Below are 21,580 nucleotides of genomic sequence, written 5' to 3' on the forward strand. Positions count from 1 at the left end.
ACAACATAATTTACATTCCAATTTGGTGATTTTACTATAGGTTTAATTTTATATATTGAAATAACTATGTTATAGACATATGTTTTGTCTATCTACAACAAAAAATTTATTTTATTATATAAAATTTAACTTTAATATTTATTTTTATTATTATATCAATATTTTTTTATCCTGTCTACCCCTTAATATTTTAATGTTTATCTGCAATCGACAGTTATATAAATCTGTCCGTAGCCCTAATATCCACTCCTAAAATATCTTTTTCCAACCATCTTTCATTTCTGCTTTTAAATAATATTAATGAATCCATATCTTTTCTTATTGTTTTAGATAGTCGCTTTTTTAATTCAAATAGCTGTGATTCGCTTATCTCTCCTTCAAAAACTGAATTCTGCACATGTGATAAATATTTTTTACATATTTTATAAGTATCTCTCCAAATCTTTGTGCCTCCATTTTCTAATGATATATCATAAACCAGTATAATATACATCTGACATCCTCTCATTTTTTATAATAAATTTATCTTGTATTAAAAACTATTTTATAAATTAAGATATGCTCAGATTTTTTATGAACACAATTGCTAACACTTTTATAAACACTTGTCTTATAGGTATTTATAAAAGTGTTTCAAATAAATATATTTGAACATTATATAAAAAAATATATTTATTTAATTAAAATAATAGAATTATTTATAATCATAATAAAATTCTATCAAGTAATAGAAAACTAATTTTTTAAAGCAATTGTAAAAATCAAGCATAAATTTTTCAAAAAGACCCTTTCAATATATTAACTTATAGAAATAATTCAAACTGTTAATATAAGTTTTAATATTTACCACCACAATCTAAAGCTTTGATACTCTTTTTCTCCTATGAGATGTTTTATGAGCTTATATGCTTCTAATCTTATCAGGTATTTATAACTTACGTCTTTTCCCAAATTTTTATGTTTTACAGTTCTTGAAAGTCTATCATCAAATTCCTTTGATATAATCATTGAGCCTTGTTTAGTCAATTGCAAACCGTTTAATTCTTTTATAAAATGTTTTTCACTTATTTGTAATTTATTGAACAATGAAAATATCATTCTGTCTCCAATCAGAGGTTTAAATATTTCGGCTATATCTAACGCCAATGAGAATCTTTTTGTACTTGGAACGTGGAGATAGCTTATGGTTGGATTGAGTTGTGTTATATAGATTTGAGATAATACTGTTGTATATATCATACTATTCACATAAGATATAAGCGTATTTATCATATTATCAGGTGGTCTTTTTACTCTTTTTTCAAAATCTATTTCTTGATTTATTATATCGTTCCAAGTTTTATAATAAATTTTATGTATGTTCCCCTCTATACCCATAAGTTCCTGAACATTTTTCTGCTTTTCTATGAGTCTCTTCAACTCATTAATCTGTGATGTCTGTTCTTTCAGGTCTCTTCCTCTTTCATTATAATATCTCATATTTCTTAATATTCCGTCTGTTGCTCCAAGCACAAATTCTTTTGCTAAAATAAGTCGTTTATTTTCATTTGTATAGTGTTCTACTTGATTTACAAGTAATCTTCCGGAAACATTTTTTTCTCTCGGATAATAACTTCCATTATAAAAATTATAATAGTTAAAAAAATGTATTATTATTCCATATTGAGACAATAAATTTATAAGGCTTGTATTAAATGTCATTTCTGTCATAACATATATATCAGATATCGTTTCAATAGGAATATCTTTTTTTACTCCATCTACAGTCTTTATTTGGAGTGTATTGTCTTTTCTTTTTAGTTCTGACTCAGAATATATAAAATAACTTTTTTTCATATTTAAAGTCCTTTTAATAAATAATATAAATTTCATCAATTTATAACGGTTAGCTAATTAATACTAAAATTCAATAGAGCAACAGAAAGATATGCTTGTGTAAATTTAATAAAATATGATACTATTTATAAATTTCTTCTATAAACCACTATTATTCTATTGAAAATTGTATAAATATTTATTTTTATAATAATGGTTAATACAATAAAAAATAATACTGCAAAAGAATTATAAAATTTAAAAATTCAAATAATTTTCTTAAATTGCACAAATATCATAATATGCACATTTTTTGCATATTCCAATTTTTTTGTATTCAGGTGGAATATCCATACTTAATATATTTTTTATATTTTCCAAAATATACTCTATTTCCTGCCTGACTTCATCTGTCAAGTATATCTCTTTTCTTTTTTTGATTAGAGGATAATCCAATATGCCATAAACATTTAAAACTCCTTGTTTTTCCAAATAATATAAATAATATTCCACTTGTTTTATTGATGCTTCTTCTATTGAGCGACTCTTTTTGACCTCATGTATTACATTTCTTTCTTTTATATAATCAATATTTATTATATCTCTTATATTTATATGCTTATCTTCATCATTATATGTGTTTTCATCTATTGATTTGCCTATCGCTACATTTTCATCATTATGCTCCATTGTCAAATCATTGGAAAAATACCATAGTTTTCTCTTGCACACAACATAATAATATACCATGATTCCGGTTATATCTTTTTGCATATATTAATCACCTTTATAATCGTAAGTTTACACTATTAAAACATTAAAAAATCAGCATAATAAAGTTTTTGTAATATTAAAATTCAGTATTATATCATTTATTAAGATAAAGAGCTTTGCTATTATATAATTTTTTTATTAGAGATTGCACTCATATAGTTAACCTAAAAATATTTTATAAATGTCTATATAAAATTTTCATCATCTTTATTATCAAAATTTTCATTTTTACTTTCTTCTTCTGTAAGCCTTCTAAAACCCAATTCATCATAATGACACAAGAGTATAGGTATTGATGTATTTTTTGAAATTTCTATATTTTCAAGGTATTTAACTTTTTCCCCTCCTAAATCATATAGGCCTACTGATACAGTATATTTCATAATATCACTTTTCAGTTCACTAAGTTCAAATAAATATTTCTTTTTTTCTTCTCTGCTCTTGTTTTTGTCATTTAAATGTTCTTTAGCAGTTTTTATTCTTTCAAATATTGAACTTATTTCTTCTTCATTTAATAATCCATTATTAATATCTTTTGGAAAGACGTCAAAAGAAATTATATTTCTCAAATATTTTTCAGCATCTTTTGCAGAAAGTTCGTGCATATACAATTTTGAATAATAGTCATAAGAAATCCAATATCTTTTTAAAAATACACTTTCTTTCATATTTTCTGTTGTGAGATATTCGTCTATTAGATTCAATTTATCTTCCTCAGTCAATATGCCGTCTCCATGACTTAATATGGCTTTTTTGCTAAGTTTATATATAGCTTCGTCTATAAATCCTCTTGTAGATTCTTCTTTTTCTATCAATAATTTTCGATTTATTTCTGTAAATATGAAGCAGTTATGATCATTTATGTTTTTAGCTCCTTTTCTGTTTATTCTGCCTAATCTTTGGAACAGACCGTTCAAATCTGAAAGTTCTGTAAATATATAATCGAAATCTATATCCAAACTTGCCTCTACAATTTGTGTGCAAACCCATACTTCATCAATTTCATTTATTGTTTCATTGTCTTCTTTATAGGTTTTTCCAACAGACATTATATGATTTTCTTTTTCTTTACGCTCTAATTTTACAAATTTACTATGTAGTAAATTTATATTATCTATTCCTTTATCTTTTAGCTCCTGATATATTTCTTGAGATTTTTTTACTGTGTTACACACTACGAGATATTTTTTACTATAGCTGTTTTTATAGTGTTCATATATTAAATCTGCATTCATCTCTTCTTCTAATATCTTTATATTGTGCCTTTTCTTATAACCTTTTATATCAGCTATATTTTTTACAAATTTATATCTTTCAATTTTAGAAGAGCCCGCTTTCTTTAAAGACAGTAAGTCTTCTACAAATGGAGGCAGTGTGGCTGTGAATATAGATACTTTTCCGCCTATATCTATTATATTTTGTATCCCTATAATTATACATGCCAACAAATTTGAATCATATGCTTGTATCTCATCTATAACAACTTTTGAATAACTCAGCATCGCATATTTAGGTTCAAATCCTATTGCTTTGAATATAAAGTCGAAAATTTGGTCGGGTGTTGATATATTTAAAGGTATTGAAAGTAGCTTGCTTTTTTCATAATATGCCCATATATCTTCTTCATTTTTATTATTATCATTTATTTTTTCATCATTGTATATATTGAATGTATCTCCATGCAACAAAGCTACTCTTTTTGATATATTATCCGTTACTATATCTTTTTTCACTCTGTCATATATAGAATTTATAGCTGTTTTTAACGGGAGTATAAAAAAACCTTTATTATCTCCTATCCAACTCAATGCCGCCTCTGTTTTTCCCATACCTGTAGGTGCTACCACTATTAAATTCTTATCCTTATTGCTCATACAAAATTTTTGAATATCATTCCAAGATGCTGACGAATTTTTATTTTTCCATTCGTCCATCATATTTTCCAAAGCATTTTGCAAGAAATCTGCACTATATTCTACATCCATATGTGCACTTGCTGCATAATCACATTTATTAAGTAATCCTAAAATTAATAATGCTTTTTTCAAAATTTTAGGATTTTCCTCCAATTCTGTTTGCAAAATAGAAATAAATTTATATAAATCTAAAATATTATTCTTATCAAATTCTAAATTATAACTTTTATATATTTCTTCTATGTTTTTATTCAGTGTATCTTCTTTCTCTTTAATTTCGTTGAAATTATTTTTTACATAATAGTGATGATTTACTATTGCATATGCAGTTATATAATCTCTTTCATCATCTCCAAACCTGCACAAAAACGGAGATAATATGTTATGACCTACTTCATTTTCTTTATCAAAATATTTCTTCTTTCCTTCTTTTGCTGATAATATTCTGTTTTGAAAATATTTATTCGCTTTACCTACATCATGGCATTTTATGGCATCTCCAAGTATTTCCGCCTTTTCATCATCTATATAGCCCAATTTTTTTAATATGCCCATCTGTTCTAAAACATTGTTTACATGAACTTCTATGCTTTCATCTTCTTTGGCATAACAATGTTTTAATTTGTCATACAGTTTGTCATCTATCATTGTTTCACCTTGATTTTTCTAATTTGTAGAGTATATCTATTATATAAAAATTTAAAAATATAATTGGCAATATACTCTACAAATTACAATTATTTATTAGATTTAAAAATATTAAGTCATATAAAAACACTATAATAAAAATTTGCTTCCACTATAAAAAGCTCACTATATCTTTGTTGTCAATATCAATATATATTCCTTTAGCTTTATTTTGGTAATTATATTGACTTATATTTAGTCCAAATTCATATCCTGATAGATATACAACTCTTTTTTTCTCAAAAACTCTCTTGTTATTTTCTATTACATAGTTCTTGTTTATATAGTATGTTGTTCCTCGTGTAGGTACAAAGTTTACTTTGTGGGCTGATAAGTTTGATTTGATAATAGCTTTATTTTCAACAGCTTCTTTATCTACATAAGCTTTATACTTGCTTTTAATATGTTTAAAACTATCTTCTTCATCACTTATGTTCACAAATGATATTTCTATATTGTCAACAAAATCTTCACTTCTACCTACAGATGTTATGTTGTGATAATTTTTCTTTATATTATTGAGAGTTTCTTCATCACTTCTTATATGGATTACTAAGTCTACACCGTACAAAACTTCATAGCTCTTTATTGATTTTGTAAGAGAAGCATAATATGATATAGGTTTTAAATATTCTACTTTTCTTCTTTCATCAAACTCATCTTTTATTTTTTTTATTTCATCGTTTATTTCATTTATCTTATCTGACATATTTTTATATTCGTCTGATTTTTTATCTTTTGTTTTTTGTTCTTGTTTTATTTTTTTTATTTCATTTTTTTTTGTTGATATTTTTTGATTTATAGAAGAATTTTCTTCTTGAAATTTTATTCTTAAATCCGATATTCTTATATATTCATCAAGCTCTTTTTCATCACAAATTTCTATAGTTATTCTTTTTTTAAAGCTGTTTCCTTGTGATTTTAATGCCTTTGCAATAACTTTATATCCATTTTCTAAGAGATCCGGATTATTCAATTTCACAAGTATCCCTCTGTCATCCATAACACTGTTCAAAAAGCAATAGTCTGTATAAATCTCTCTTTTTATAGACTCATAACTACCTTGTATACTTATATCCATAGGTCTATACTCTTTATAATTACATGCATTATGTATAGCACCTATTATCATTGAATAAGTTGGTAAAGGATATGTCATCTTATTGTTTACTGTTTCTTCTTTCCTGTAATGTGCCTTATTTTGATGTAATTTTAAACGCAAAACGCTATTCTTCATAGTAGCTTTTCACATCCTCTTCTAAATCCTTAAAAAATTCAGATATGCTAAGTGGTGAAAATTCATTTACAATATCTTCTTCATTTATAAAATTACCTCCTCTAAGCAATCCTACTCTATATCCGTTTTTCACCCTGTCTTTTAATCCGTTTTCTATATTGAGAGTATCTCTTTTTACATTTACTACATTGTCAAAATAATGTGTCTTATATTCTCCTATACCGCCAAATATCAAAAGCGGTTCTGCATTATCCATATTGCCTTTAACAATTAGCGATAAGTTTTGAATGGTTTTTAATATTGAAAGAACTCTTTGAATTTTTTCACCTGTATCTGCTTGAGAAGGAGAGTTTTCATCCACTCCAACCTTGTCAAGATCTATTGTTATACTATATTTTTTCAATGATTTATCAAATTCGTATTGATACGGCATCAAACCTGAAGAATTTTCTTTTTTATCTTCATTTTCTCTATCTTTTTTAGCTTGAAAATTTATTTTATTTTCTTTTGCATATGCTGATGCAAGATATAAATTATTATGAAATCTTGTTTCATTTACGAATTCATCACAAGATACGGCATCAGTCAAATAAAACGAACTTTTTCTTATATTAGTTGTTCCTGATGTGTTCATATAACCACCTTCTAAAGCTTTACAATTGCTTATATTCACATCATCATTTACTAATTTTTGTGCTGCTCCGTCAACAGTTACTTTTAAGTCGTCATATAGACCACTTTGTACCATTATTGCATTTTTCAAACTCTCCCTGCTTCTTGTCGCATACACCTTTCCATTTCTAAACACTTTTTGAACAGTTGATACATTGCCCAATCCTTCTCCATAATTAGATGTAATATTTGAAATTATTGTCAACGTTAAAGCTTTATTTTTCATTTTTATTTTCCTCCTTGTTTTGACCTAATTCTTTAAAATTTAATGCGTTTACAAATGCATATGCCAAGTTTTTATTTTTTTCAAAATCTTCAAATAAATCATAAGCAAATCCGAAGCTTACTGAACTGTAAGTAGCTAATTGCAATAATATTGAACAAAATCTGTCATAGTCTTTAAATACAAGGCAAGATATCAATTTATTTTTATAGCTTATTATTTTGTTTGACTTATCTATTCTCAGTTTTTTGTTAACTTCATTAGCTGTAGCTATTACTCTTGCAATTTTATTAGATTTATCGCCTTTATTTTCCATAGTTTCATAATTCTCCTTATACAGTAAAATGTTAATCCTTATAAGTTGGGAAATCAAATACCCATGCTCATTTTCAACATCTTTCAATAATTTATCAATTACAGGATCTAAATGCAAAAGATTTATTATGGAATCTACAATCATATTTAATATAGGCAAATAATCTAATTTGCCATATTTGCAAGGATTGCTTAAAGCATTCACTATATTTTCATCCTTCATATCATCAATCGCATTAAAAATCCTTATTGCATCATCTCTTATAAACATCGTTTCAAAATAGTCATAGTCTCTCTGTTTACTTATAATTTCCACTTCATAATCTATATATTTTGCATTTTTGCTTGAAGAAAAAAACAATTCTTTTCTTATATTCTTCTTTTCATTATCATTAAAATAATCCAAATCTATATTTTCGTTAGATTTAAGCAATTCTTTTGCATTGAAATTATTGTTTATGAAAAAAACATCTCTTGTTCTTGTAAAAGCAAAAGGTATGTAATCAAATTCAAAAACATCGTTATAAACATAAGTGTCATAATTCCAATTAAAACCGAGAGATTTTTTCTTTTTGCCAAGATCAACATTGTATCCGAGTAATCTGCATATCTCCTGTGAATTTGAAAAAATAGAATTTATATTACAAAAATTTGCATACATAGATTTTGCATTTCTATACGTTTCTTTTATAATCTCATACCTATTGTCTTGTATAAGATTTATGATTTCATCTTTATTTTCTCCATTAAATTTTATATTGGCAAATATTTTTTTCATTATAACGTTTGCTTTTAGTGTATCATTTATTTTTTTTATCTTTTCAGTATCAAAATTATCAGAATCCAACAAAGCTATCACTCTTTTATGGTGAAATTTATCAGAAAAAAAATGTTCTGCAAAATCTAAATACTTATTTTCATCCAATATATCTTTCTTATTATAATATATGGCATCTTTTTTATATTCATAATCGTTTTCCTCATCATCATAGTCATAAATATAAAAATCCATATCATTATATTGGAGATATTTCATAATACCAACAGCTGCTGCAGAAAATCTCCAATCTGAAAATTCAAGAGATGTATCGTACTTTCCATAATTCCCTGTACTTATCATACATCAAACCTCCATGAATCAACCAATTTCAGTACTCCAAATCCTGAAGCTTTTCTTAATCCAAGTGAACCCTTTAATATTGTATCAAGTAACTTAGGCTCTCCGAGCATAATAATATCTCCAATGGAAACCTCTATATTCACACCATAAAGTGGAATTATTTCTTTATGCAGTTTAGATACATCTATCTTAAGTTCATCAACATAAGATGCATATTTAGGATAGCTTGTTCTTATATTTTCTTTAAGCCTTGATACAAAATCTTCATCTTCAACCGTAAAATATCTATCTCTATTAGTATCTCTATAATGCTCTCTCAATACTAAAGGTGAATAGAGTTTAAACTGTGCCATATTTTGAGTTATAGTCGGCTCTTTTAACATTGTTATATCAACAAGTGCAATTTCATTTTCTTTAGATATAGCAAAAACTTTTCCTTTTTGTAACAAAAATGCATTCAAAAATATGGCAGAATTCGTTTTACTTGGAGTAACAAAAGTAATTTCCAAATATTTCTCATTAACTTCAATCCTATTTTTAAAAAATGCAGGATTCGGTATTTTCATGCTCCACGAAAAATCTTTTTTGTAGTTATTTGAAATATTCTTAGAATAAAATTCACCAAAAAATTTTCCACCTTCATAATCTGTCAATGCCTTTTTTATATAACTGACCACAAATTTGTGATAGTCTAAAGGTAAAAAATTTGTCTTCATATTAAACTTTAATAAAACTCTCAAAATCTTTTCTCCTTTCTTTATCAACTTTAAATTCATTTTAGCATATCATTTTTATAGAGTCAATATTTTTACATAAAATTAATAATGGATGTTTTTATTTTTTATTTAAAATCTATTATTATAATAATACAAAATAAGCCTGAAAAGTAAAAGATACAATACTTTTCAGGCTTACTTTAAAATTTTAAATTACATTTTACATATATAAATTATTATTAATATGTTTTTATCTCATATTAATTTAAAATCTTTTTCAAAATTCATAAAAATGTTCTATAGATAAAAGTTTTAGTATAAGTTATGGCGAGCAGATATTTTTTCATTTAAGATTGTTTACAAGCTCTATGAATTCATCTCCTCTTTCTTCAAAACTTTGATACATATCCCAACTTGCGCAGGCAGGCGATAATAATACAACATCTCCTTTTTGTGCTATTATCTTTGCTACTTGTACACATTGTTTTAAATTTTTCAAGCTTATTATATCCTTATAATCATATTTAAGTGCTGTATCTCTAATAAGTTTTTTTGTTGCTCCGAATAACAAAAGTGTTTTTACTTTACCATTAAATCCTTTTATTAAATCGTCAAACTCAAGCATCTTATCATATCCTCCGGCTATCAGGATTATATCATTATCTATAGACTCTATTGCTTTTAATGTAGAGTCTATATTTGTACCTTTTGAGTCATTCACATATATTACGTCATCAACTTCTCTTACTTTTTGCAATCTATGTTTTACAGCCTTAAAATCTTTTATAGCTTCCGCTATTAAAGCTGTGGGTATATTGTCAAGTATGGATACTGTAACACAGGCAAGTGTATTTTGTATATTGTGTTTTCCAAGCAAATGTATATCTTTAACTTTTATTATCTCTTCTTCTTTTCCATTTATTGTACTTATTATGGAGCCTTTTTCTGTGTCATAATAAACTCCGTTTTTAAGTTTTTCTTTCATTGAAAAATATATAACTTTCGATTTTATATTTTCAAGATTTATATCTATACTTTCATCGTCTTTGTTTAAAACTAAAAAATCACCTTCAATTTGATTTTTTGCAATATTATATTTTGCATTTTTATAGTTTTCCATTGTCTTATGTCTTGACAGATGATCCGGCGTTATATTTAGTATTACTGCTATATGCACTCTAAAATTTACGATTGTTTCTAATTGATAACTTGAAAGCTCTGTTATAAAATTAGCTTTCGGTTTTGCAAGACTTATACTTGAAAGTACAGCATTTCCTATATTGCCAACAACATAAGTATTCTCATCATATTTTTTATAAATATCTCCAAGCATACTCGTTGTTGTGGTTTTGCCATTTGTCCCTGTAATTCCTATAAAATTGGCATTTTTTGCTATACTGTATGCCAATTCAATTTCATTTGTCACACAAATATCTCTTTGAATAAATTTTTGTGCAAAGTCTTCATTTGGTGATATCCCCGGCGAAAGATATACTATATCCGCTTCTTCATCTCCGGTAGGATTTTCCCCTAAAAAAAATTTTATATTATTAGAATTTTCATATTTTTTAAATTTCGATATATCAATATTTTGGTTATTTTCATAAGCAAATACCATTTCGTATCTATCTGAATAATAATCTAAAAGCGATATTCCGGATCTACCAAGTCCTACAACAATAATTTTGCTCATATAATAAAATCCTCCTTAGATTTATAGTCAATCATCAGCTTAAAATAAACCTTTAATATATTGTAAAAGAAACAAGAAAGTTATAAATATAGGCTTTATGATAAATTTTACTCAAGCATAAGTAAATACTTATAAATTAAAAAACTGTTAAAAGATTTTTATATTAGGCAAATTATATAAAAGCGGTTGATATTATACCTATTATAGATGCTATACAAGTTATTATACAAAATATTTTTACTACTTGTACTTCTTTATATCCGCTTAATTCCATATGATGATGAAAAGGAGACATTTTAAATACTCTTTTTCCATAGTGTTTAAAAGAATAGACTTGGATTATTACACTAAGGCTTTCTATAACATATATTATACCTATTATTATTATTATTAGATGCATATTCATAGCAATAGCAACAGCACTTACTGCACCACCAAGGGCCATGGAGCCTGTATCTCCCATAAATGATTTTGCAGGATGTGCATTTATTCTCAAAAAACCTAAACAAGCTCCTGCTACACTTAATGAAATCATTGCTGTTGTTATATAATTAAGATTTATTGCTATTATAGCAAAAGCCAACATAACTATTGATGTAACACTTGATGCCAAACCGTCCAAACCGTCAGTTAAATTTACAGAATTTGTAGTTGCTATTATTACAAGTGATGTAAGAGGTATATATAAAAATCCTGTATGAAATTTAAAACTTGTAAACGGTACTACCAAATCTGTATTGTATGATGATTTTACAAGCGAAATATATGATAATATAATTGCAAATACTAATTGTACTAATAATTTTTGCTTTTCTGTCAATCCCAAATTTCTCTTATTTACTATTTTTACATAATCATCTGTAAATCCTATTATGGCAAATAATAGCAGATATGCTAAAAATACAAGCACATCAAATATATTGTTGCGATTAAGTACCAATGAGGATATTATTATCGCAATTATAAATACTATTCCACCCATGGTAGGTGTTCCAGCTTTTGATAAATGCGACTGTGGTCCCTCTTGTCTTATTTCTTGCCCTAACTTTAATTTTTTCAGCATATCCAATATTTTGGGTGATATTACAAACGCTATTGCGAATGCAAACAAAAAAGACAGTATATATTCAATTATTTGACTCGTCGGTAACAACTTAAAGTCTCCTTTAATCTTTATTTTAATTCTATATTCACTCTGAAATCTTTATCTACAGGTGTACCTACCTTTGGAGATTGATTATACACTTTTCCACTTCCGCTAAAATTGTATTTTATCTCTAAATTATCAAGTATTACCTGTGCCTGCTCTTTTGTAAGTCCTATAAGATTAGGCATATTCGTTTTTAAAGTGGAGTCTGAACGCATATATAACATTATAGATGAATTGGGCTCTACCATTTCTCCTGCTTGCGGAAAGCTACTCATTACATGAGATTCCAATTCTACTACTATATTAGGATCAAAGACCGGATTTAAACCAATTGCTCTAAGCTCATTAGTAGCTTCTGTATAAGATTTGCCTTTCAACTCAGGCACAGCTACAGTTTTTTGGTTATTTTCTTCATTTATCCTTATGTTTTGATTTATTCCAAGATATTTAAGCGTTCCTTCCAATATCTGACCTGTTATAGGTGCAGCTGATTCGCTACCGCTTTGTGTTCCCTCCAATGGTTCGTCTATTACAACAAGAACCGTTATTTGAGGATCTTCTACAGGCACTATGGCTGCAAATGTACAAATATATTTATTATCTGCATATCCTATTTGCCCTGGTATTACTTTATTGGCACTTCCTGTTTTACCTGCAATTCTATATCCTTCAACTTTTGCCTTTTTACCTGAGCCGTTATCTACTATTGATTCCATAGCATATAGTATAGATGATGCAGTTTGCGAAGATATAACTTGTTTTAATGTTTTTGTTTCAGCTTTTGATATGATATTTCCATCTTTATCCGTTATAGCTTTTACTATATTGGGTTCTACCAGATTACCACCATTTCCTATGGCATTTATAGCTGTAATAAGCTGTATAGGTGTAACTGATATACCTTGACCGTAGCTAAGATTTGCAAGCTCAACAGGACCTATGTTTTCAACTTTCCTGATAACGCCTAATTCTTCTCCAGGCAAATCTATATTGGTTTTTTTACCAAAACCGAATGTATCTATATACTTCATAAATAACTCTGCACCTATTCTTTGTCCCAATTGAACAAATACTGTATTCACAGAGTTTTCCAATCCTTTTTTTAAAGTTATGACTCCATATGGAGTGGGTGTCCAGTTTTTCAGTTTTACTCCTGCAACTTCTATTGATCCTGTATCATTAAAATATTCTTCCATATTGCTTTTATCTTCTTCCAGAGCTGTTGCCGCAGTTATGAGTTTAAATGGAGAGCCCGGTTCGAAAACTACATTTACAGACGGATTTTTCCACATATCATATATTACTTTCATTTTTTCATCTTCATCTACAGCTTCTTGCATAAGTTTTGCATAGTAATCATATGCCGGCTCTCTTGGAAGATTGGGATTATAGTCCGGAATAGTGGACATTGCCAATATATTTCCGGTTTTTGTTTCCATTATTATACCTGTTACAGATTTTGGCGTATAAGTATAATAAGCATTATGAAGAACTTTTTCCAAATTATGTTGTATGACCTCATCTATAGTCAACATAACATTTTTTCCGGGTATTTGCTCTTGATACTTTATATCTCTTAGAGATATTTCACCGCCAAGCGCATCTCTAACATATAATCTTTTTCCCGGGATACCTTTTAATTGTAAGTCCATATATGCCTCAATCCCTGCAAGACCTACATTATTAGCAGATGTATGACCTAAAACATATGATGCAAAATTTCCATACGGATAATATCTGCTCGTCTTTTCATCAAACCAAGTATTGGAAATTTTCTTTTCTTTTAATTTTTTTACATCATCCAATGAAAGGTTATTTAATAATATTATTCTGTCTTTTTTCAAATTCAGATCTTTTTTTAATTTCTCAGTGTCAACTTTTAAAACTGAACTTATTTTTTCTACTATTTTTTGCTTAGCTTCTTCAGTTTTTATATTTTTAAGCTCTATCCAAAAATCATATTTAGGTATGCTTACAGCAAGTTCTTTACCGTTTGTGTCATATATTACGCCTCTTGTAGGCATTATTAATGCGTCTCTATATTGATTTTCTTTTGCTTCAAGGCTATATTTATCGCCTTTCACTATCATCCAAAATCCTAAGCGTGATACAACAATAAGCGTAAAAAATACAAACAGACCTAAACATATTTTTACTCTTTTGAGCATTATTTCATCAACATTTTTTGCCACTTGTATCCTCCAACTAATCAACCGTTATATATTCTATCTGGTCTTGACGTCTATATATCATACCGAGTTCTTCCATAGCTTTTTGTTCTATTATATCACTCCTGCTCGATTCATCTATCTTTAATTTCTCTACTTTTATCTCATTGTTTATATTGTGAATTTCAGTATTTTTTTTATTTATAGAATATTTTATATCAGCTATTTGGGATTGTTTGAAAGTTATTAAAGAAAGCAATAATATTATTGTAATTCCTCCTGCTACAACAATAAAACTGTCACTATTCAGATTTTTTATAATAGATTTCTTAAAATTTTCTCGTCTTGCTTTTTTTAAAGCTTTATTTTTTTGTTTTATGTCTTTTCTCAAATTATCTATTTTTTCTTTTTTTATTTCTTTTTGTTTTTTTGTTTTCTTTAAAGTATTTTTTTCTTTTTTCAGATTGGATTTTTGCACCTGAGTTTTATATGAATGATATGACATTTTAGATTTTTGACTTGTCTTATTCTTATTATCTCTTATCTTTCTCATCTCCCTCGTTTATCTTTTCCAATACTCTCAGCTTTGCACTTCTTGAACGTGGATTTGAATTTATTTCTTCATCTGTAGGTAAAATAGGTTTCTTAGTCAAAATTTTTGCTTTTTGTATTGTATTGCACATACATACAGGAAACTCCTTAGGACATACGCAATCTATGGATAATTCTTTAAATGAATTTTTTACAGCTCTGTCCTCTAATGAATGAAAAGTTATAATTGCAATTCGTCCTCCAATATTCATCATATCAAATGAATCTTGGATAAATTTTTCAATTATATCTATCTCATTATTAACTTCTATTCTTATAGCTTGGAAAGTCCTTTTTGCCGGATGTTTATGCTTATCTCGAAGTTTTTTCGGTATACTTTTTTCTATTATATCTACTAATTCCAATGTAGTAGTTATAGGTTTTACAGCCCTTTTTTCCACTATTATCTCGGCAATTCTATCCGCCCAATTTTCTTGACCGTATTCTCTTATTATATGCTTCAATCTTTCTTTTGAATATGTATTTACTACATACTCTGCTGTAAGAGATGAATTTTTATCCATTCTCATATCCAATTTTGCATCACTCATATAAGAAAAACCTCTGTCAGCATTGTCAAGCTGATATGATGATACTCCCAGGTCGGCAATTATTCCATCTACTTTTTTTATTCCTAAAGCTTGAAGATTTTTTTTTATATTTACAAAATTATCATTTATAAAATTGATTCTTTTTTCTCCCGAAAAGTTTAACTTTCCATTTTCTATCGCCTCTATATCCTGATCAAATACAAATAATCTTATGTCATCAGCCTTGGACAATATAAGTCGGCTATGTCCTCCTCCTCCAAATGTTGCGTCTACATACAATTTTCCATTTTTAACATCTATGCTGTCAACAGTTTCATTTAACAAAACCGTCTTATGTTCGTATTGCATAACTCCCTCATTCATATAATATATAACACTGTTTTTATAAAAAATAATTACATAAAAAAGTTTTAAAAAATTTAATTCTCATATTTAATAATTTTAAAAAATAAATATTTTTATTATTTGTAATAATATATTTGCTTAATTGTAAAAAGACATACAAAAACAACATTAAAAACTTAATTAAAAATCTGTATTAATCGCTTATTCTGTTGTTTTTGCTCGCATATACATATACTGCTACTCCCAATATAATAAGTGAAATACTTACAAACTGTGCAGTTTTCAAGCCTAAAATCATTAAAGAGTCAGTGCGAAGACCTTCTATAAAAAATCTCCCTACAGAATATATTATCATATACAAAGATATTATTTGTCCGTTAAATTTTCTTTTTTTAAATAATCTGTACAAGAAAATAAATAATACAAAATTCCAAATAGACTCATATAAAAATGTAGGATGTACCATTTGACCATTTATATTTATCGCCCATGGCAAATTTGTCACCGTACCGTATGCCTCTGAATTTGTGAAGTTGCCCCATCTGCCTATACTTTGACCAAGCGGAATGGAAACACATATTATATCAGCAAATTGCATAAAATTTATTTTTTTAGCCTTAGTGTAAAAATATGCTACCAAAAAACCGGCTATCAATCCGCCATGTATTGCAAGTCCACCTTCTCTTATATTAATTATTTTAAAAAAATCCCCTTTATAATAATCCCATTCAAAAATCACATAATATAATCTTGCACCTATTATGCAAAACGGCATTGCCCACAAGACATAATCAGTTATATAATCATCTTTAAGTCCTATATATCTTGCATTTTTCATAGCTATATATCCGGCTATTAAAAGAGCTAAAGTTATTATTACACCATACCATCTGACTTGAATTCCCAATATGGTGAAAGCTATCGGATTTATCATTTTGTTCCCTTTACTGTTGTTTATTAATATACATAAAAATTCACAATATTTCTGAAATTTTTTGTTCCAAAATAGTTAAACACTACATAACTTTCTTTTTTTTCAGATATATTTTCTTTATCAAATTTTTCTATGTCAATATCAAAAAGTTCTATGTTTATTGCAGAGTTTATATTTTTAATTTCTGAATTTATATCAAATTTCTTTGAAAAATCAATATCTGCAATTATATCTTTCTTTGTTTGTGAATTTAATTTGCAAGTATCATTCTTTAAAAACTCAGGTATCACTCTATTTCTTCCCATAAGAAGATAGTCAAATCGCAATAATTCCTTAAAAAAATATATATTTTTATCGCTTAAAAAACTTCTTGCATAATCAAAGAGCAGATAAAATCTGTCATCTCTTGAAAGATTTTTATTGTAATCATTACCCTTTTTAAAATTGCAAAATCTTTCAAAAAAAGAAAAATAATCATTGTCTATCTTACTTAAAATAAATTTCATAGAATAATTAAAAGTCATAGAATTATAATATTCTTCAAGCACAGATTCAACATCTTTTAGCAAAAATATATCTTTATATGATAAAAATTGCGTACTTATCACCTCATACGGTGCATAGCTTCTGTATTTTATAGCAAATTGACCAACTACCGAGTTAATGGGTGAGCCTTTCAGCATTTTCAAAAAGCCGAGCTGTAAATTGTCAGGCTCCAATGCCATTACATCGTTAAAGGAATGCTTGAAACTATCCAAATTTTCATAAGGTAATCCTGCTATCAAATCAAGGTGTTGATGTATATTGCCAAAAGATTTTATCTTTCTTACTTTTTTTGACAATTCATCAAAATTGTCTATTCTGTTTACAGCTTTTATAGTTTGCTTATTAGTCGACTGAACTCCTATTTCAAATTGAAACAAGCCTTGCCTTACATTTTTAAGTGCATCCAGCAAATCATCCTGCATGATATGTGCAGTTATCTCAAAATGAAAGTTTATACTTCCGTTGTCAAGTGTACATAAATATTTTATTAAATCTATGGTTCTTTTCTTGTCGTAGTTGAATGTCCTATCCACAAATTTTATCTGTTTTGCACCAAGATTCACAAGTTTTTCCAAATCACTGATTACTTTTTCATATGGAAAAAATCTTACTGATTTTGTAACTGATGATAGACAATATGAGCAATTATAACAGCATCCTCTTGAGGTTTCATAATAAACTATCTTATCTTTTATGCTGTTTTCATCAAATATATCGTATGCTCCCCTTATCATCCCAAGATTTTCTATAGGTTTTGCATCTACATTTTCAATTATTTCTTCATTTTTTCTATATGTTAACGACTCTATATTTTCAAAAGATTTAACTTCATATGCACTTATGAATTTTCTAAAAACTATTTCTCCCTCATCTCTTATTATATAGTCAACCACATCGTTTCGTTTCATAAAATCTATGCTTTCAAAACTTACTTCCGGACCTCCAAATAACAATTTTGTATCAGGGTTGGCTAATTTTATATCACAACATAATTTCAATATATGCTCCACATTCCATATATATGTAGAAAATGCTATCAAATCATAGTTTTCACTCATTATGTCGCAAAATATATCTTGCAAATTTTCATTTATAGTATACTCTTTTACACTTACATCAGCAATATCATATATATTGTTGTATAAATACTTTAATGCTAATGATGAATGTATAAATTTAGAGTTAAGTGTAGTAAGCAAAATCTTCATAATTATTTTTTTCCAAATGTATATTTTTCTAATTCTTCGTTTACTTTATCTTGTATTTTTCTTAAATTATTATTTATAGGACATTCGCTTCCCACCATATTTCTACTGCAACAGGCAGGATCTTGCAAACACTTATTGATATATATCTCGCCTTCTATAGCCTCTACCACCATTTTATAATTTATATCTTGTGGTTTCTTATTTAGATAATATCCACCGTTTACACCTCTTAACGCTTTTGTAATTCCATATATATTTAACTTTCTAAGTATTTTTAAAGCAAATCTTATAGGTATTTTTAATTCTTCAGAAAGTGTACTCGCCCCAACCACTTCTTCTTCACTGCAAGACAAATAGTCTATCATCCTCAAAGCATAATCCGTTTCTTGCGTTATTCTCATTAACTTCCTCCATTTTAAATTACAATTTATATACTATCTCATTCTAAACAGCAAAATAAATATTGAAGCGCTCAACATTATTCCTGATATTAATAATGACGCTAAATTAAGTTTAGGAGCTTTTGCCAAATATTCACCTGTTTCCTTAAATGCACTCACTTTTACTGCTTCAATCTCTTTTTTTTCAGGTATAGTTTGCTCTTCTTCTATAACACTTTCCTGATTTTCTTCTTGAACAACAGGCCCTGTATCTAAACCTAATTCAGCCTCCAAATCTGCCAGAGGATCACTTTCATCGTCTTCCACACTTCCTGCTATTTCACGTTCTATCATCTCTTTTATCTTTTCAATGGATCTATAATCAGAAAACACTTGATTTTGTTCTCTCATACAATTACTACAAAAATCTGACTCGTCTCCATTAAAATATCCGCAAACACATCTCCAATTAATACTCAGTTTTGCAGGCAAACATATTGCATCTTGCCCGGCTACTTTTTGAAGCAGTTGCAAATCATCATCACTAATAGGAGGTATTGCGAATTTCTCCATATGTTCATATACCAAATCTATAGATTTTCCATCTAAAAAAACAGCTTTAAGCAGTTTTACTTCTGCACGCCTTGCATTTGGAAAACTCTTGCTTAAATTAAATTTAGAAACTACACCTATTTCATTAGGCTTAATTTCTACATCTTCTCCTGTTATTCTATAAGGTTCTTCTTGAAGTTTTGTTTCCACTGAGTCATAAAAATATACTTCATATTCTATTTTTGCAAGTATAGAGCCACTTTTGTTGAGAGCTTTTAACTCCAATGTCAAATCTGATGTACTGCCTTTAAGTTTCACATCCACTATTTGTACAAAAGCATCTCCACCGACCCATACAACACCAGGCCTAAAATCAAGCTTTCTATTCATACAGGACACTCCACAATCAAGTTTAAATATCAAAAATCACGATTAAACAAGACGTCAAATAACAATTTTATATAAAAAATTATACTTAGCATGTATAAAAATAAATATTTTTCAAATTATAATAATAAACAAAAACCATTTTATATTAAATTGATACACTATCATTTTATAATAAATCATTTATTTTTTCAATACTTGTGTTTGCTTTATTCATTATAATATGTTAATATTATGGATATTTGTGGAAATTATTTATAAAATATAAATCTTTAATCTATTAAAAACAAAAAGGTGAACCATGATTAACAAGAGAATTTATCTTGATAATGCCGCAACTACAAAAGTTGATGATGATATATTAAATGAAATCACAAAATATTTCAACATTGAGTATGCCAATCCTTCAAGCATATATAAAGAATCAAGAACAGTTCAAAACGCAATAGATGAAGCTCGCTCATCTGTTGCAAAGCTCATAAATGCAAATTCTGATGAAATATATTTTACATCAGGTGGTACAGAATCTGACAATTGGGCAATACAATGTGTAAAAAACAAAAATAAAAAACACATAATAACAAGCAAGATAGAACATCATGCCATATTAAACACTTGTAAATATATGCAAGAATCAGGACATAATGTAACATATCTTGATGTAGACAAAAACGGATTTATAAATCCTCAAACATTAGAAGAAAATATAACAAAAAATACATCTATTGTGTCAATAATGACTGCCAACAATGAAATAGGAACAATACAACCAATAAAACAGCTATGCGAAATAGCACATAAAAATGGTGCGTATTTCCATACAGACGCAGTACAAGCCATAGGCAAATTGGACATAGACGTAAAAGATTCAGACCTTGATATGATGAGCATATCAGGTCATAAAATACATGGCTTAAAAGGTATAGGAGCACTCTATATAAAAAAATCAACACAGCTTAAAAACTTAATTTACGGCGGCAGTCAAGAAAGCACCAAGAGAGCAGGCACAGAAAATGTAGCAGCTATAGTATCTCTCGGTTTAGCTTGCGAAAAGCTTACAGCAAATAAAGACGAACAGAATTATATAAGAAATTTAAGAGATTATTTTGTAAATCAAGTCTTATCTAAAATAGATGATTGCATATTAACCGGTGATAAGGATAAAAGACTTGTAAATAACGCAAGTTTCTGTTTTGCAAACATAGACTCAAAAATACTTATAATATTATTAGATAAAGCCTGCATATGTGCATCCGTAGGCTCTGCATGTACATCAGGCTCAATAGAAAATTCTCATGTAATTAAGGCAATAGGCATAGATGATAAATATATAAATGGCAACATACGTTTTACATTTTCAAAATATAACACAAAAGAGGAAATTGATTATACTGTATCAAAACTTGCTGAAATAGTAAAAAAATTGAGAAATAATTGATAATATTTTAAAATTATACAAAATTAACTGACTATAAATTAATTTTTTGGGTAGAATTATCAAATATCACTTTCAATTTATATATCAAACTAAATTTATTTTATATGGATGTCCATTTAACTAAATTATAAGAAAATATATTTAATTGAAACTTAATAATAT

The 21,580-nt window shown here is 27.6% G+C and carries 18 protein-coding genes; 1 reads left to right on the top strand and 17 read right to left on the bottom strand.

Going from position 1 to position 21,580, the window contains the following annotated elements; translation table 11 throughout:
• Nucleotides 1–214 precede the first annotated feature (214 nt).
• From cas2 to HMPREF9630_RS08625, 17 genes are all read right to left on the bottom strand, one after another.
• On the bottom strand, nucleotides 215–493 hold the full coding sequence (cas2, locus tag HMPREF9630_RS08545; RefSeq protein WP_009528181.1) for a CRISPR-associated endonuclease Cas2: 279 nt from the start codon (nucleotides 491–493) through the stop codon (nucleotides 215–217).
• A gap of 350 nt (nucleotides 494–843) precedes the next feature.
• Nucleotides 844–1,836 carry a type I-B CRISPR-associated endonuclease Cas1b gene (gene cas1b, locus HMPREF9630_RS08550; RefSeq protein WP_009528182.1) on the bottom strand — a complete coding sequence of 331 codons (993 nt, stop codon included), beginning with the start codon at nucleotides 1,834–1,836 and terminating at the stop codon, nucleotides 844–846.
• Between the two features lie 258 nt (nucleotides 1,837–2,094).
• On the bottom strand, nucleotides 2,095–2,589 hold the full coding sequence (gene cas4, locus HMPREF9630_RS08555; RefSeq protein WP_009528183.1) for a CRISPR-associated protein Cas4: 495 nt from the start codon (nucleotides 2,587–2,589) through the stop codon (nucleotides 2,095–2,097).
• Between the two features lie 185 nt (nucleotides 2,590–2,774).
• Entirely contained in the window at nucleotides 2,775–5,153 is a 2,379-nt protein-coding gene (locus HMPREF9630_RS08560; RefSeq protein WP_009528184.1) for a CRISPR-associated helicase/endonuclease Cas3, read from the bottom strand.
• Between the two features lie 151 nt (nucleotides 5,154–5,304).
• Complete coding sequence (gene cas5 / locus HMPREF9630_RS08565) at nucleotides 5,305–6,429, bottom strand: CRISPR-associated protein Cas5 (protein WP_009528284.1); 1,125 nt, start codon at nucleotides 6,427–6,429, stop codon at nucleotides 5,305–5,307.
• Nucleotides 6,419–7,327, bottom strand: a complete 909-nt coding sequence (gene cas7i, locus HMPREF9630_RS08570; RefSeq protein WP_009528185.1) for a type I-B CRISPR-associated protein Cas7/Cst2/DevR — start codon at nucleotides 7,325–7,327, stop codon at nucleotides 6,419–6,421. Before cas7i ends, cas5 begins: the two co-directional genes overlap by 11 nt.
• On the bottom strand, nucleotides 7,317–8,759 hold the full coding sequence (gene cas8a1 / locus HMPREF9630_RS08575) for a type I CRISPR-associated protein Cas8a1/Csx8 (RefSeq protein WP_009528186.1): 1,443 nt from the start codon (nucleotides 8,757–8,759) through the stop codon (nucleotides 7,317–7,319). The genes cas7i and cas8a1 overlap by 11 nt, the downstream gene beginning before the upstream one ends.
• Nucleotides 8,756–9,499 carry a CRISPR-associated endoribonuclease Cas6 gene (gene cas6, locus HMPREF9630_RS08580; RefSeq protein WP_009528187.1) on the bottom strand — a complete coding sequence of 248 codons (744 nt, stop codon included), beginning with the start codon at nucleotides 9,497–9,499 and terminating at the stop codon, nucleotides 8,756–8,758. The genes cas8a1 and cas6 overlap by 4 nt, the downstream gene beginning before the upstream one ends.
• A gap of 319 nt (nucleotides 9,500–9,818) precedes the next feature.
• Entirely contained in the window at nucleotides 9,819–11,168 is a 1,350-nt protein-coding gene (gene murD, locus HMPREF9630_RS08585) for a UDP-N-acetylmuramoyl-L-alanine--D-glutamate ligase (RefSeq protein WP_009528188.1), read from the bottom strand.
• Nucleotides 11,169–11,340: 172 nt separating this feature from the next.
• Nucleotides 11,341–12,321, bottom strand: a complete 981-nt coding sequence (gene mraY / locus HMPREF9630_RS08590) for a phospho-N-acetylmuramoyl-pentapeptide-transferase (protein WP_009528189.1) — start codon at nucleotides 12,319–12,321, stop codon at nucleotides 11,341–11,343.
• Between the two features lie 20 nt (nucleotides 12,322–12,341).
• On the bottom strand, nucleotides 12,342–14,510 hold the full coding sequence (locus HMPREF9630_RS08595; RefSeq protein WP_009528190.1) for a peptidoglycan D,D-transpeptidase FtsI family protein: 2,169 nt from the start codon (nucleotides 14,508–14,510) through the stop codon (nucleotides 12,342–12,344).
• A gap of 13 nt (nucleotides 14,511–14,523) precedes the next feature.
• Nucleotides 14,524–15,039, bottom strand: a complete 516-nt coding sequence (locus HMPREF9630_RS08600; RefSeq protein WP_009528191.1) for a hypothetical protein — start codon at nucleotides 15,037–15,039, stop codon at nucleotides 14,524–14,526.
• Nucleotides 15,020–15,976 (bottom strand): 16S rRNA (cytosine(1402)-N(4))-methyltransferase RsmH, encoded by a 957-nt coding sequence (gene rsmH, locus HMPREF9630_RS08605; protein WP_009528192.1) that lies wholly within the window; start codon nucleotides 15,974–15,976, stop codon nucleotides 15,020–15,022. The genes HMPREF9630_RS08600 and rsmH overlap by 20 nt, the downstream gene beginning before the upstream one ends.
• A 190-nt stretch (nucleotides 15,977–16,166) precedes the next feature.
• Nucleotides 16,167–16,907, bottom strand: coding sequence for a prolipoprotein diacylglyceryl transferase (gene lgt / locus HMPREF9630_RS08610; RefSeq protein WP_009528193.1), 741 nt, complete (start codon nucleotides 16,905–16,907; stop codon nucleotides 16,167–16,169).
• Nucleotides 16,908–16,930: 23 nt separating this feature from the next.
• A complete protein-coding gene (locus tag HMPREF9630_RS08615) occupies nucleotides 16,931–18,661 on the bottom strand; it encodes a B12-binding domain-containing radical SAM protein (protein WP_009528194.1) in 1,731 nt (576 codons plus the stop codon).
• Between the two features lie 2 nt (nucleotides 18,662–18,663).
• Nucleotides 18,664–19,062, bottom strand: a complete 399-nt coding sequence (locus HMPREF9630_RS08620; protein WP_009528195.1) for an RrF2 family transcriptional regulator — start codon at nucleotides 19,060–19,062, stop codon at nucleotides 18,664–18,666.
• Nucleotides 19,063–19,095: 33 nt separating this feature from the next.
• On the bottom strand, nucleotides 19,096–19,983 hold the full coding sequence (locus HMPREF9630_RS08625; RefSeq protein ID WP_009528196.1) for a hypothetical protein: 888 nt from the start codon (nucleotides 19,981–19,983) through the stop codon (nucleotides 19,096–19,098).
• Between the two features lie 298 nt (nucleotides 19,984–20,281).
• Here HMPREF9630_RS08625 and HMPREF9630_RS08630 point away from each other — a divergent pair, with 298 nt between their 5' ends.
• A complete protein-coding gene (locus HMPREF9630_RS08630; protein ID WP_009528197.1) occupies nucleotides 20,282–21,418 on the top strand; it encodes a cysteine desulfurase family protein in 1,137 nt (378 codons plus the stop codon).
• Nucleotides 21,419–21,580 lie beyond the last annotated feature (162 nt).

The sequence above is a fragment of the Peptoanaerobacter stomatis genome (assembly GCF_000238095.2).
Classification (GTDB): domain Bacteria; phylum Bacillota; class Clostridia; order Peptostreptococcales; family Filifactoraceae; genus Peptoanaerobacter; species Peptoanaerobacter stomatis_A.

Bases quoted from the DNA above. Each gene is read 5' to 3' on its own strand.
- cas2 (WP_009528181.1), bottom strand. From the start codon at position 493: ATGTATATTATACTGGTTTATGATATATCATTAGAAAATGGAGGCACA.
- cas1b (WP_009528182.1), bottom strand. From the start codon at position 1,836: ATGAAAAAAAGTTATTTTATATATTCTGAGTCAGAACTAAAAAGAAAA.
- cas4 (WP_009528183.1), bottom strand. From the start codon at position 2,589: ATGCAAAAAGATATAACCGGAATCATGGTATATTATTATGTTGTGTGC.
- HMPREF9630_RS08560 (WP_009528184.1), bottom strand. From the start codon at position 5,153: ATGATAGATGACAAACTGTATGACAAATTAAAACATTGTTATGCCAAA.
- cas5 (WP_009528284.1), bottom strand. From the start codon at position 6,429: ATGAAGAATAGCGTTTTGCGTTTAAAATTACATCAAAATAAGGCACAT.
- cas7i (WP_009528185.1), bottom strand. From the start codon at position 7,327: ATGAAAAATAAAGCTTTAACGTTGACAATAATTTCAAATATTACATCT.
- cas8a1 (WP_009528186.1), bottom strand. From the start codon at position 8,759: ATGATAAGTACAGGGAATTATGGAAAGTACGATACATCTCTTGAATTT.
- murD (WP_009528188.1), bottom strand. From the start codon at position 11,168: ATGAGCAAAATTATTGTTGTAGGACTTGGTAGATCCGGAATATCGCTT.
- HMPREF9630_RS08600 (WP_009528191.1), bottom strand. From the start codon at position 15,039: ATGAGAAAGATAAGAGATAATAAGAATAAGACAAGTCAAAAATCTAAA.
- rsmH (WP_009528192.1), bottom strand. From the start codon at position 15,976: ATGCAATACGAACATAAGACGGTTTTGTTAAATGAAACTGTTGACAGC.
- lgt (WP_009528193.1), bottom strand. From the start codon at position 16,907: ATGATAAATCCGATAGCTTTCACCATATTGGGAATTCAAGTCAGATGG.
- HMPREF9630_RS08615 (WP_009528194.1), bottom strand. From the start codon at position 18,661: ATGAAGATTTTGCTTACTACACTTAACTCTAAATTTATACATTCATCA.
- HMPREF9630_RS08620 (WP_009528195.1), bottom strand. From the start codon at position 19,062: ATGAGAATAACGCAAGAAACGGATTATGCTTTGAGGATGATAGACTAT.
- HMPREF9630_RS08625 (WP_009528196.1), bottom strand. From the start codon at position 19,983: ATGAATAGAAAGCTTGATTTTAGGCCTGGTGTTGTATGGGTCGGTGGA.
- HMPREF9630_RS08630 (WP_009528197.1), top strand. From the start codon at position 20,282: ATGATTAACAAGAGAATTTATCTTGATAATGCCGCAACTACAAAAGTT.